A 13675-nucleotide genomic window follows, 5' to 3' on the forward strand; every position below is an offset into this window, starting at 1 on the left:
TCTACCTGCTTAATTAGGCAAAATTTTCCGGGATTGTTTAGTTTCTATATGTAGCGAATCTTAGGAGACTGATCCTGATGCCATTCGCTCTTATGCTTCAAAATAAAATCGTCGGTTAAATAATAATCAGCCAAATGGTATATATGTTCCGGATTAACGAAGTGGATATAATCTTTAAGGAAGTTATTAAATAATTCCTCCATAAACGGGGAGTTTGGTACGCTTTGCAGCATACACAGGACTACTTCTAGTAAATATTGCACTTGCCCGTCCTTGGTAATAGCTTCTGACTTTAGTTCTTGGCAAGATTTATCACAAAGAGCCACTTCCGGAATATAGCTATACTTTGTAAAAGTAGCTCTTAGTTTTTCCCGGATGTCCTGATATACTTTGTCAGAAGCAGAAATTTTCAACATCTTCGATTTTTCCAATTCGCTCATAGAGCTATTTACGCAAAAATCGATGATTTTGATGTACATATTTGACCTAAAAAACTATTCTGAATACATTTTTAGTTTGTATTTTATAAAGAATAATGCTCAAGCATGTATCGGAAATATACCATTACCAACAAGTCACCAGTTCCTGATTCTCTTTCGGAACTGGTGACTCTTGCCAATATCTTTCTTTTAGAAACTCATAAAAATAAGTTCTTCAAAAAATATAAAATTGGAAACGCTCGTAAAAGTGCCAGGAGTAAATATGATTTTTTTTATGAATATGCAGCTTTTTATTTACTCCTTTTCCGCTGACCTATTATCTCACGAAATAAAATACTTTATTTTGACTTAACTGTTGCTTTCGTTTTGATCTCTGCCCGTACCCCGTACAGCTGGATCATTAGAGCGGGCATTATAACCGGGAGGCGCGTCGGGGCGGGCAGAGTTAGACCGGTAATTAGGGTCACCTTTGGCTTTGTTTCTTACGGTTATTACACCAATAATTATGGCAATAACCACAGCAATTATTACAACAGTAGTAAGCATATCAATATATTTAAAGTAGAACAAACGTGCTTCCTAAATATTTACTCTAAGAATCATTTGGCAGTTTCAGAAACGGTTAAAATAAAAGTAAAAACTCCTTTAAAAGTAGTTTAGCTGTAGTGTGATATCAGTTAAATCCGAAATTTTTACTGAACTCTTACTTCCTACCTAATTCTTTCTCTTTTATATTTTCTTTTTCGGCAGCTTCCATGGCATCGTAAATTACTTGCTGTATCTCCGTGGGTTTCTTCAGGTCAAATAGTTTGCTATTATTATGGCTGGGATATATACGGTTCGGAAAGAAATACATACACCAAATCATATTTCGGATCCATCCAGGTGAAGGTACCGGTAAAGCCACTATGCCCAAAGCTTTCAGGGCTGGGGGCAATGGCAATAATTAGTCGCATAAATTAAAAAGGAGAGTTCTTTATTTGGATAATAGTATAATGGGCAGTCAACGAGCTACTTATTCGGATGTTAAACCTTTTTAAAGTAGATAATAGAACACGTGTTACTGTGGTTATGCTTATTCAGATTTTTGAAAATGTTTTAATTATTATCCTGCCCCTATAGTTCTAAAAAACCTAGCACGTTATATAAATTCTATTTTATTTACTAATTTCTTACATTCCTACCAAATTTATCGTAACTTTGCGCTGCAAATAGGAACCCTAACGTATTTGCAATGCTTACCTACCAATCCAAAGTACTTTTTGAAGCCCTCACCTACGACGATGTGCTTCTGCTCCCAGATTATTCGGAAGTTTTACCTAAGAATTGCCAGACAACTACGCATCTCACGCGTAACATTCGGCTGAATATTCCTTTTGTTTCGGCAGCGATGGATACGGTAACCGAAGCAGAAATGGCGATTGCCATGGCCCAGGAAGGCGGCCTTGGCATTATTCATAAAAATATGTCGGTAAAGCAGCAGGCCGAACAAGTACGCAAAGTTAAGCGCTCGGAAAGCGGTATGATCATGGATCCAGTAACTTTAGACGAGAACACCACCTTGGCGGATGCTTTCCGGATTATGAAAGAGTTTAAAATTGGCGGCATTCCGGTAACAAATGGCAATGGTAAACTAACCGGTATTATTACCAACCGCGATTTACGTTTCCAAAAAGACACTACGCTAAAGGTATCGGAGGTAATGACTAAAGAAAACCTGATTACGGCTGAAAAAGGAATTGATCTGGCCAAAGCCGAAGATATATTACATCAATACCGGATTGAAAAATTGCCGGTGGTAGATGATAGTGGTAAGCTGATAGGCTTAATTACGTACAAAGATATTCTTAAAAAGAAAAATCGTCCGAATGCTTGTAAAGACGAATTTGGCCGTTTACGCGTAGGCGCTGCTGTTGGCGTAACGCCCGATGTTTTAACTCGGGTAGCCGCTCTGGCCGAGGCTGGCGTAGATGTAATTAGCGTGGATACGGCTCATGGCCACTCTAAAGGCGTATTGGATGCAGTAAAAGAAATAAAACACCACTTTCCTAATCTGGATTTAATTGCGGGTAACGTAGCCACTGCCGCAGGAGCAAAAGCCCTCGCCGAAGCCGGTGCGGATGGAGTAAAAGTTGGAGTTGGACCGGGCAGTATTTGTACTACCCGTATAATTGCTGGAATAGGCGTACCACAGCTCTCCGCGGTAATGGAAGCCGTTCGTGGTTTAGAGGGAACCGATGTACCGGTAATTGCGGACGGTGGAATTAAATTCTCCGGCGACGTGGTAAAAGCCATTGCGGGAGGAGCCAGCACTGTAATGGTAGGTTCGTTACTGGCCGGCACCGACGAGGCGCCCGGCGAAATGGTTATTTACGAAGGCCGCAAATTTAAAACGTACCGCGGCATGGGCTCGATTGAAGCCATGGAAGAAGGTTCGAAAGACCGGTATTTTCAGGATGCCGAAGACGACGTTAAAAAATTAGTGCCGGAAGGAATTGTGGGCCGGGTACCGTTTAAAGGCTTAGTGGCCGAAGTAATTTACCAAATGGTGGGCGGATTACGGGCCGGTATGGGTTATTGCGGCGCACCGGACATTGCTCGTTTGAAAGAAGCCAGAATGGTAAAAATATCCGCCGCCGGTTTACGTGAAAGTCATCCGCATGACGTGCAGATTACGAAAGAAGCGCCTAATTATACCCGTTAATATTTTTTAAGAATTATTTAGCTGTACCTTATAGCTCTGCGCAAAAGAGCCCCGATTTTTAAAGAATTCATTTAAAATCGGGGCTCTTTTGCGCCAAAACTTTTATCCTATTTTATTTGCTTTAAATAATAAAACAGCTTTGCCGCTCCAGCTTTTTAGGCTAATTTTGTTAGAATTTTGAATCCTATTTAGTAAAATTTATATTTGAATCAATTGGCATTCTCTTTCATTGAGTTTGCAGAAACCAGTACTATCCCGTATGCCTTATTCTATCCATTATAAAAGGTTATATACTGTAGCTGCCACGGTTAGCTGGGTTTTATTGCTTATTAATTCTTTGTTTGTTAATTCTAGTTCTTACCCGTCTGCCTTAGCACCGTATGCTCCTTTATTAGGAAAGTTTTTTAAAGTTTGCTTTATTGCCTTTACCTTTTTAACCCAACGCGTATCCGTAGAGACCTACCGGGGCACTGATTTTATTGGCTACTTGTGGAAACTGTTTATCCGGGCGGGTAGTACTGCTTACGTTTGCGCGCTCTTATATTTTGGTTATTTACGCTACGAAAACAACTCTCCGGGCAGCCATCCTATTTTACTCGGATCCATTTACTACCTAAATTATGCCTTTCTGATTTACTTTTTAGGTAAAGCTTTCTACATCTGGCGCAACATGATTTTGTTTCAGAAAACCCGGGCGTTGCAGTACGAATGGAAATGGTTTGAAATTGTTATCTATGCTACTCTGCTTAGCAATTTTTTTCCTTTGTATTTACCTAATTTTGTTCCCCTTCTCGGATTGTTTTTATTGTATACTCTTTTCTTGTGTATTCATTTGCGGTGGGTAGCCTATCTTACCTCCACTAAAAAATGGCGGTCTATATTTTTGCTGATCGGTATTATTTTAAGCTTAATAACTTTCTATAACATTTTTACTAATTTCTCTCCTCACCAGCAATCCACGGGCAACCTCTTTGAAGACCCCTTCGTGATGCTTACCTGCACCTTTGTGGGGATGTACACTTTGGCTTCGCTTTTAGTAGCTGTTTTTAACTTACCAACTTCGTCCGTATTCGAACAAAAGCGCGAAGACTTACTCAATTTTCAGCGCCTGAGTCAGTCCATTCAGCAGGGTGAAGACGAACCTCATGTTTATAAATTAATGTTCGAGAGTGCTATTAAAGCATCTAGCGCGGATGCCGGCTGGCTGGAAACCCAAGACGATTCGGGTGGTGTTTCCATAATCGAAGCGGAGAATATCGACCTGGAAGAAGTAGAGCAGATCCGGCAGGCTCTGGATAAATACCATGTTTCGGCGGTAGAATATGTAAACAACAATCTGGACCACAATGCAGGTTTTAAGGCGCTCAATCTACCCTGGCGTTCCTTAAGTGTTACTCCGCTTCGTTCGCAGCAACGCACTTACGCTACTTTGTATTTGCTGAAAGATGTAGAACAAGGCTTCGATCGGGAAATCCTGAACGTTATCCGTACGTTTACCAGTCAAACCATACTCACCATCGAAAACTTACGCTTAGTGGCCGAATCGCTGCAAAACGAACGGGTGAAAGAAGAACTAAAAATTGCTTCTTCGGTGCAAGAGAGTTTAATTCCTAAAACCTTCCCGAGCGACAGTTGGTTTGAAATTAGTTGTTTTAGTCAGGCCGCCAAAGAAGTGGGCGGTGATTTCTACGACTTTCTGCAAGTTAGTGAAAGCCGGATTGCCATTATTATTGGCGACGTGTCGGGGAAGGGAATTACGGCTGCTTTTCACATGGCCCAAATGAAAGGAATTTTTCATGGTTTGATGCAGGACGATTTGCAACCCGTAGAATTCATGCAGAAGGCAAATAATGCGCTTACTCACTGCCTGGAACGCACTTCGTTTATTACCGCTGCTTTATATATTATAGATTATAAGTTAAAAGGTTTCTTTTTTGCCCGGGCAGGTCATTGTCATACCTTATATTACAACTCCATGACCGAAGAAACGTTTTACTTTAACACCGAAGGTTTAGGATTAGGGATTATCCGGGATAAATCGTACGGTAAACGCATCCATAACATGCATTATGATTATAACCCCGGCGACGTAATGGTAATTTACACGGATGGCATTGTAGAAGCCCGCAGTTCTAACCAGGACGAATACGGCGAAGACCGTTTGCGGGAAATGTTGAGTAATACGTACCACTTAGAAGCAGATGATATTAAAGCTGCCATCATCAACGACTTAAATAATTTTAGCGGAGAGCACATTCACGACGATCAAACTCTCATTGTGATTAAATTCAGAAATGATCAACCAAATTTAATTTTGTGACGTAATTAATGGCGATGAAAATAACACACGAAATCAAAGACCAGACGTTTACCATTCATTTAAATGGTGAACTAGACGCCAGCTCTTCTGTTTTGCTGGATGAAGAATTATCTAAACCAGAAATTATGCTGTTTAAAAAAATTCTGGTGGATTGTGATCGCCTCAACTATATCTCATCGGCAGGTTTAGGGGTGTTTATTTCACACCTGCAACGTTTCGAAGATGCGCAGATTAAACTTATTTTTTACAACATGCAGGATAAGGTTAAAAATGTTTTCGAAATTTTGGGCTTAGACCTTTTGATGACAATAGTCTCTTCTTACGACGAAGCTATGACGATTGCTAATGAATAACTCTATCCGGATTAGCTGTGACCTGACCAATTTAATAGAAGTCCGAAATTTCGTCCGGGAGTTCTTGAGTGCGTACGCCCTGAAAGAAAGCGTACGGGAGGATATTATTTTAGCGGTGGATGAGATAAGTGCCAACTTAATCATCCACGCTAATAAAAAAGACAAAAGTAAATTCATCAATTTAACCATTTTTAGCAGAAATGGCGATCTATTGTTTGAATTTACCGACCAGGGAATTTCCTTTAATCCAACTACTTATAAAGTACCGGATGTTAAAAAAAAGATTAAAATAGGGCAAGCGGGCGGTTTAGGCATGTTTTTAGTCCATCATATTATGGACAAAGTAGAATTTATTACGGATAACGGTACCAATTATAGCCGGCTCTATAAAAAAGTGCCGGTACCACCTAAAACAAACAAGGTACTGCATTAATCGTCGTCAAAAAATTTGTTTGCTCATTCTACATAATTGTTGCTTTTGGTTAGGTTAGCCCTGCCTGAATTAATATTTATACCCTACCTGCTAATTGGCACTTCATTCTATTTTTCTTAAATAACGGCTTATCCTATATACCAAAAAACGATAGTACATCGTTTTGGCTAAAAATCCGTGCAATCTTGTAAATGCATGTAAATCCGCGATTAAAAATTCGTAAATTGCTTGTCGTTAATCTTACTCTATTAACACCTTTGTACTAGCCGTTTGTTTAAATTTTTATGCACAGAAGTCTTTTCCTTATTGGTGGTACGCTCTTATTACTTGCCGGATGTAATGCCTCAAAAACCCCGGAGAACAAAGAACCGGTGCTTTTTACAGTAGCCGGAAAGCCCGTAACTACCGCCGAATTTAATTACGTTTATAATAAAAATAATAGTCAGCCGGATAATGGTGTGGCGAAAGGCAGCGTTCAGGAATACCTGGATCTGTACACTAATTTTAAATTAAAAGTTACGGAGGCTGAGAAACGCGGTTTAGACACGACTACTGCTTTCCGGAAAGAACTAGAAGGTTACAAAGAACAACTTGCTCAGCCTTATCTTACCGAAAAGAATGTAACCGACCAGTTAGTAAAAGAAGCTTACGAGCGGATGAAGCAAGAAGTAAATGCTTCGCACATTCTGGTAAACGTGGCCCCGGATGCCGACCCTAAAGATACTTTGGCGGCATACAATAAAATAATGGAACTCCGCCGCCGTATTGAGGCCGGCGAAGATTTTAATACCATAGCCCGTACCCAGTCCGACGATCCCTCGGCGAAAGAAAACAGCGGCAATTTAGGCTATTTTACGGCCTTGCAAATGTTGTATCCGTTCGAGAAAGCAGCGTATAATACAACCAAAGGGCAGCTTTCTATGCCTATCCGGACTCGCTTCGGGTACCATTTAATAAAGGTTAACGATGTACGACCGGCTCAAGGAGAAATAAAAGTAGCGCATATTATGGTACGTGCCACCCCAGGAATTCCAAAAGCCGACTCAGTAGTGGCTAAGAGAAAAATTGATGCTATCTATAACCGGTTAGCCCGGAAAGAAAACTGGGATAAAATTACGGCTCAGTTCTCCGAAGATGCCAGTTCGGCTACGAATGGCGGGGAATTACCTTGGTTTGGTACCGGACGGATGTTGCCTTCCTTTGAAGAAGCCGCTTTTAAATTAACTGCCGTTGGTGATATTTCTAAACCCGTTCAAACGCCTTATGGCTGGCATATTATAAAATTAATCGAGCGCCGTAGCTTGCCGGCTTTCGAAGAAATGGAATCTTACCTGCGCAGCAAAGTAGCCAAAGATTCTCGTTCCGAACTAAATAAAACCGCTTTTCTGAAGCGCATTAAACAGGAAGATAACTTTCAGGAAATTAAAGCCGCTAGAGACTTTGCTTTGAGTAAAGCTACCGATTCTTTAACCACTGGTACCTGGCACTATACCGATTTGGACAAAGAAACGAAGGAGTTAAATCAAACGCTCTTTACGCTCCAAGATCGGCAATTTACCGTTAAAGACTTTTTCACGTACGTTCAAAAAAATCAAAAATCGGTTCTTAACGGCTCTGCCGGCCACGTAATGAATGTACTTTATGATAATTATGTAACAACCACTCTGCTTAATTACGAGCGGGAAAACCTGGAGTCGAAATATGTAGATTATAAAATGCTGGTAAACGAATATCGGGATGGTATTTTACTTTTTCAATTAATGGACGAAAAGGTGTGGTCAAAAGCCATTCAGGATACCGTTGGCTTGCAAGCCTTTTTTGAGCAAAATAAAGAAAATTATAAGTGGGATATCCGGGCCGATGCCATTGTAATTAATGCCGCAAATAAGGATATATTGGCTCAAGCTCAGCAATTGTTAGCTACCGGTAAATACGAACTAAAGAAATCGCGTCCGGAGCCAATTTTATTCTCTGTTGGTAAAGACGTTCTTACCCCGGAAAATACCGAGCAACTAACTACCCTTTCCGACCGTTTAATCGGCGATCCCTTGTTAACTATTACACTAACCGGCAACGCCGATATGAAAGAAAGTAGCGGCAAAAATGCGAACCTGGCCAATCGGCGGGCACAGCAAGTAGCCACATTTCTTAAAGGTAAAGGAGTAGCAGATACCCGGATTACCGTTACGGCCAATAAGCCTAAATCAATTAATGCAACGAACAGAAATGTTTCCTTTACATTGTATACCAGTGATATAAAAGGAATTGAAGAAACCCTTAATATCACGAATCCACTGGCTGTTCAGGTACAAAACAAGCGTTTTCAAAAAGGAGAAAACAAAATTTTAGATGAAATTACCTGGCAGGTAGGCACTTATAACTTGGAAAAAGATGGCCGGTCGGTGTTTATTAAGATAAATAAGATTCTGCCACCCGGATATAAAAATCTAAACGAAGTACGCGGAATTGCTACCTCTGACTACCAGACGTATTTGGAAAAAGAATGGTTAAAAGAACTGCGCCAAAAGTATTCGGTACAGGTAAATCAAGCTGAAGTACAGAAACTTACTCAGAAATAATTTTGTCAATAATCTTACCCGATAAAAGCGCGCCAAGCCGGAGAGCGCTTTTATTTTGTGCATTAATTACCGTACCTTTGTAGTTAATGCTGCTACACATAAAATTTATTAATAACTTGTACGTTAGCGTTTTTGCGGGCAACCCCGGCATTAGATTTAACATCTATTTATTCATGAAATATATTATTTTTAAAGACAGTTTTTTTAGTCGGCTTCTACCAGCCTTGCTCTTGTGCTTAATGTTGGGTTTTTCTGCCCAGGCCCAGCAGCGCACTTCTAAAGCCGTGGATGGAATTATTGTAAAAGTAGACAATCAGATTATTTTACGCTCCGAGCTCGAAACAGCTCTGGCACAAGTAGCTAGCGAAGGACAATCCGTTACTCCGGAATTACGCTGTAATGTATTACGCTCTTTACTCATGAACAGCTTAATGCTGGCCCGTGCCGAAATTGACTCCGTGGTAGTGGAGGAAGACCAGGTAAACAGCGAACTAGACCGGCGGATGGCTTATTTTGTCCAACAAATTGGCAGCGAAGAAAAGCTGGAAGAATACTACAATAAAAGTCTTCGCCAATTAAAAGATGATTTGCGCCGCCAGGTAAAAGACCAGTTGACGCTACAAAAGATGCAGGCAGAGTTAACCGAAAAAATTACCGTTACGCCAAACGAAGTAAAAAAATATTTTAATAAAATCCCGAAAGACAGTTTGCCTTACTTTTCTACGGAAGTGGAAATCGGACAAATTGTGAAACTAGCTCAAATTGATAAAAAAGAAAAAGATAAAGTACGGGCCCGCCTCGAAGAAATAAAAAAACGCATCCAGAACGGCGAAGATTTTGCCACTTTAGCGAAGGAGTTCTCCGAAGATCCTGTTTCGGCCAAAGATGGGGGGAACTTAGGCTTTTTTAAGAAAAAAGAACTTGTACCCGAATACGAAGCTGCCGCTCTTAAATTGGAGCCCGGTCAGTTATCCGAAGTAGTAGAATCGCAATTTGGCTTTCACCTGATTCAATTAATCGAACGTCGGGGCGAACAGTATAACACCCGCCATATATTATTAAAACCTGGTTCTACGGACCTGGACATGGAGCAAACCGCTCAGGATCTGGAAAAAATCCGGCATCGCATTCAGGCCGACAGCATTACTTTTGCAAAAGCAGCCAAAGACTTTTCGGACGATGCTGCCACTAAAAACAACGGTGGCTTATTAGCTAATCCGCAGGACGGTAGTACCTACATTCCTCTGGATAAAGTAGATCCGGGAATTTTCTTTACCATTGATACCATGAAAGTAGGTAGTATAACCAAACCGTTGCCTTATCGTACCGAAGATGGTAAACAAGCCATGCGTATTCTTTACCTTAAATCGAACATGCCGCCCCACCAAGCCAACTTAAAAGATGATTATCAAAAAATATCAGCGGCTACCTTAAACGAGAAGCGGCAAAATGCGCTTAATACCTGGTTCAACAAAAATAAAAGTACTGTTTTTATTGATATTGACCCAGAGTTTGATGCGTGTAACACTTTGCAATCGATAAACAACTGACGTCCTTCATGAAGCAATTTCCCTCGGATAAAGAAGCAGCCGATGCTTTGGCACAAGCTTACAAAAATCTAACCCGCGAAATTTCAAAAGTAATTATTGGTCAAGACGAAGTAGTACGGCTGGTATTAACGGCCGTGTTTAGTCAAGGCCATTGTTTGTTAGTAGGGGTGCCTGGTCTGGCTAAAACCTTGTTAATTCAAACAATTGCCTCTTCGCTGGATTTATCGTTTAACCGCATTCAGTTTACGCCTGACCTGATGCCTTCGGATATTGTGGGTTCCGAAACCATGGATCAGAGCCGGAACTTTCAATTTGTAAAAGGTCCAATTTTCGCCAACATTATTCTGGCCGACGAAATTAATCGTACTCCGCCTAAAACGCAGGCTGCCTTGTTAGAATCGATGCAGGAATATTCGGTTACAGTAGCAGGTCAGAAATACGAGTTAAACCGGCCATTTTTTGTGTTAGCTACTCAAAACCCGATTGAGCAGGAAGGAACTTATCCCTTACCCGAAGCGCAGCTCGACCGGTTTATGTTTAATATATTGCTTGATTACCCTAGCTTTGATTCGGAATTGCAAATCGTAAAAAACACAACTTCCGATGTGAGCTACCGGTTACCTACTCTACTACATGCCGATGAAATTACGGCTTTTCAGCACTTGGTGCGTCGCGTGCCGGTAGTAGATAATGTGATAGAATATGCGGTAAAATTAGTACATCAAACCCGGCCCAATACCGCTATGGGTGCTGCTCAGGCTTCGCAGTATTTAGAATGGGGTGCTGGTCCTCGGGCTTCGCAACATTTAATTGTAGGAGCAAAATGCAATGCGCTGCTCAATGGCAAATACTCTCCCGATATTGAAGACGTACAGGCCGTAGCTTTACCTATCCTTCGTCACCGGATTGTTCGCAACTTTAAAGCCGAAGCTGAAGGTATTACAGTAGAGAATATTATTAAAGATTTAATGTAAAATTTTTATTGTAGTTCTACCAAGAAAGCCTGGCATCCGTCGGGCTTTTTTAGTTTATAATAAAGAATGAATGTATTAAGTTCACTTAATTAATCCAGCAAATATTTTTAATTAGCAATATAATTAGAATGCTTATGATAGAAAATTACATAAAATTACTTCAGCAATACAGGAAAGTACCGAAACAAAAGGTTCAACATACATTTTTTGAGATATCTGGATTCCCTCACTACGAAAATGTTTGTAGTAATATTTTAAGTTATTATCTAAAACCTTCTAACGAGCATAGCTTAGAAGATTTAGTTCTAAAGTCCTTATTAACTTCAGCTGATAAGGATTATAGATTTGATATTTATGATGAAGTAGAGGTTGAAAGAGAAGTAATTACTTCCATTGGAAACAGGCTCGATTTACTAGTGCAGACAAGTTCTTATATTATAGGAATTGAAAACAAAATATTTCATTACTTAAATAATGACTTAAAAGACTACAGGCGGCTCCTGGAGAGCCGCAATACGCTTAACAATTCCAAAGAGATAATAGGTATTGTTCTTACGCTACAAAAAATTATTAAACCAAGTGAAATCCGCCTACTATCTGAAAATGGATTTATCAATGTTACTTATGACGATTTATTCCGGGAGTTAAAACAAAATTACTCCAGTTATGCTTTAAAGGCTAACATAAAGTACCTTACTTTGTTAAATGAATTCATTTTATCAATAGAATCTTTAACAGGCAAAAGCATGAATGATAATAAACTATGGAAATTCTTTAGTGAAAATGCAGCTATTCTGGAAGATTTCAGCAAAGATTATAATAGTTATATTAACTATTTAAACGAAAAAATAAGTTTTTTGAAACAGAATATAGCTATCGATAGCAATGAGGTAAGAATATGGATTTGGAAAAAGTTTTGTTTAGTAACTGATTTTACTATTCAAGCATATAAGTTTGCTATTGACACTTATATAAAACCTCAAGGTTGGGAAATTCAAATCTTTGGCAGAGATGATGAATCTCATCAATATGTAAAATCACCACCTTTTCGAAAAATCGTAGATCTAAACTCAGATTCTTATCAAAAATTTAATAACGAAAGAATTATTTATTTGACCTTTAAAGTAGATGAGAGTGTTGAAACAGTAAAAAAAGCTTTAGAAGATTTAATTCATCAAATACTTCATGGAACTCATTTACCCAAACAAACCAGCGATGAACAGGCAATTAATGATTCAACAAACCCTAAATAACCTCGCCAAACTTCTCGGTCAAAAGCTAAAAGAAGTAAATTGAACCACACCTTATAAAAGAGGCCGATTTTAATACAGCTAATCCTTTCGCCTATGAAATACTGACTTCCGGCATAGAAATAAAAACAGAAGCTTAACGAAGGCTTTACCCTAGTTTAATTTTGCTGTTTTATTCTTGATTTCTAAATAGCAAATTCTTCTAAAATAAGAGGTTTGCTATTGTATTTATATTAATTCTTATTTGTAAAACTCTTATATCCAGCGGCTACATGAAACAGGCAAAAAATCTCTTTTCCGCTCAAGCAAAAGAATATAAACGTTTTCGGCCAACCTACCCGACAGAGCTTTATCAGCGTATTTTGCAGAAAGTTAAAAATAAAGATCACGCTTGGGATTGCGGTACGGGAAACGGACAAGTAGCAGCTCAACTAGCCAATTATTTTACAATCGTAACGGCCACCGATATTAGTCAATCGCAGTTAAACCAGGCAGAGCTCAAAGAGAATATTAGGTATCAGGTTTGCCGGGCGGAGCAAACTAATTTTGCCAATAGTACTTTTGATTTAATTACGGTGGCTCAAGCCATTCACTGGTTCGATTTCGATGCATTTTACCAGGAAGTAGCTCGCGTTAGCCGGCCGGAAGGTTTGTTAGCCACTTGGGGTTATGGCTTGTTAAGTTTGAGGATAAAATTAATTCTATAATTACTCATTTCTACCGCGATGTAACCGGACCCTATTGGGACGCCGAACGCCGGTACTTGGATGAAGCTTATAAAACCATTCCGTTTGACTTTCCGGAAATTAAAGTGAAGGAACAATTTGCAATCCGGCAGGATTTTACCTTAGCTCAATTAGGTGGATATTTAAATACATGGTCGAGCATTCAAAAATATCAAGAAGTAAATAAATCAAATCCTGTTAAAATCCTGCTTGCCTCCTTGGAGCCATATTGGCCGGGAAATATTCAAAAAACCGCAACTTTCCCCATCTTTATACGCTTAGGAAGAATCATAAAGTAATGCGGATTAGTACATTAAACAGTTAATTTACTAAAATTCTCTAAATAA

13 protein-coding genes are annotated in these 13675 nt (G+C 39.5%); 10 read left to right on the plus strand and 3 right to left on the minus strand.

All coding sequences use genetic code 11. The annotated features are described in order from the left end of the window. Window positions 1–44: 44 nt before the first annotated feature. The 3 genes from AHMF7605_RS12830 to AHMF7605_RS30520 form a co-directional block, all read right to left on the minus strand. Complete coding sequence (locus tag AHMF7605_RS12830; RefSeq protein WP_146153581.1) at window positions 45–440, minus strand: hypothetical protein; 396 nt, start codon at window positions 438–440, stop codon at window positions 45–47. A gap of 348 nt (window positions 441–788) precedes the next feature. Next, window positions 789–986: a hypothetical protein gene (locus AHMF7605_RS12835; RefSeq protein ID WP_106929919.1), complete on the minus strand. Its 198-nt coding sequence runs from the start codon at window positions 984–986 to the stop codon at window positions 789–791. Window positions 987–1258: 272 nt separating this feature from the next. After that, window positions 1259–1396 (minus strand): beta-lactamase family protein, encoded by a 138-nt coding sequence (locus AHMF7605_RS30520; RefSeq protein ID WP_233219035.1) that lies wholly within the window; start codon window positions 1394–1396, stop codon window positions 1259–1261. Between the two features lie 278 nt (window positions 1397–1674). On the opposite strand from AHMF7605_RS30520, the gene guaB reads away from it, so the two are divergent. The 10 genes from guaB to AHMF7605_RS30165 all read left to right on the plus strand — a co-directional run bounded on the left by guaB (window position 1675) and on the right by AHMF7605_RS30165 (window position 13627). After that, on the plus strand, window positions 1675–3144 hold the full coding sequence (guaB, locus tag AHMF7605_RS12845) for an IMP dehydrogenase (protein WP_106929921.1): 1470 nt from the start codon (window positions 1675–1677) through the stop codon (window positions 3142–3144). Window positions 3145–3403: 259 nt separating this feature from the next. Then, window positions 3404–5464 carry a PP2C family protein-serine/threonine phosphatase gene (locus AHMF7605_RS12850; protein WP_106933457.1) on the plus strand — a complete coding sequence of 687 codons (2061 nt, stop codon included), beginning with the start codon at window positions 3404–3406 and terminating at the stop codon, window positions 5462–5464. Window positions 5465–5478: 14 nt separating this feature from the next. Next, window positions 5479–5817, plus strand: a complete 339-nt coding sequence (locus AHMF7605_RS12855) for an STAS domain-containing protein (protein ID WP_106933458.1) — start codon at window positions 5479–5481, stop codon at window positions 5815–5817. Next, the gene (locus tag AHMF7605_RS12860) at window positions 5810–6250 is read left to right on the plus strand and encodes an ATP-binding protein (protein WP_106929923.1); all 441 of its coding nucleotides are present in this window, start codon (window positions 5810–5812) and stop codon (window positions 6248–6250) included. Before AHMF7605_RS12855 ends, AHMF7605_RS12860 begins: the two co-directional genes overlap by 8 nt. Before the next feature lie 284 nt (window positions 6251–6534). Next, window positions 6535–8829: a peptidylprolyl isomerase gene (locus AHMF7605_RS12865; protein WP_106929925.1), complete on the plus strand. Its 2295-nt coding sequence runs from the start codon at window positions 6535–6537 to the stop codon at window positions 8827–8829. Window positions 8830–9002: 173 nt separating this feature from the next. After that, the gene (locus AHMF7605_RS12870) at window positions 9003–10379 is read left to right on the plus strand and encodes a peptidylprolyl isomerase (protein WP_199200233.1); all 1377 of its coding nucleotides are present in this window, start codon (window positions 9003–9005) and stop codon (window positions 10377–10379) included. An 8-nt stretch (window positions 10380–10387) separates the two neighbouring features. Next, entirely contained in the window at window positions 10388–11353 is a 966-nt protein-coding gene (locus AHMF7605_RS12875; RefSeq protein ID WP_106929927.1) for an AAA family ATPase, read from the plus strand. Window positions 11354–11487: 134 nt separating this feature from the next. Then, window positions 11488–12606 (plus strand): PD-(D/E)XK nuclease family protein, encoded by a 1119-nt coding sequence (locus AHMF7605_RS12880; RefSeq protein WP_158267507.1) that lies wholly within the window; start codon window positions 11488–11490, stop codon window positions 12604–12606. 269 nt (window positions 12607–12875) lie between these two features. After that, window positions 12876–13310 carry a class I SAM-dependent methyltransferase gene (locus tag AHMF7605_RS30160; protein ID WP_199200234.1) on the plus strand — a complete coding sequence of 145 codons (435 nt, stop codon included), beginning with the start codon at window positions 12876–12878 and terminating at the stop codon, window positions 13308–13310. A 56-nt stretch (window positions 13311–13366) separates the two neighbouring features. After that, entirely contained in the window at window positions 13367–13627 is a 261-nt protein-coding gene (locus tag AHMF7605_RS30165) for a hypothetical protein (protein ID WP_199200235.1), read from the plus strand. Window positions 13628–13675: the final 48 nt, after the last annotated feature.

The organism is Adhaeribacter arboris (assembly GCF_003023845.1).
Taxonomy (GTDB): domain Bacteria; phylum Bacteroidota; class Bacteroidia; order Cytophagales; family Hymenobacteraceae; genus Adhaeribacter; species Adhaeribacter arboris.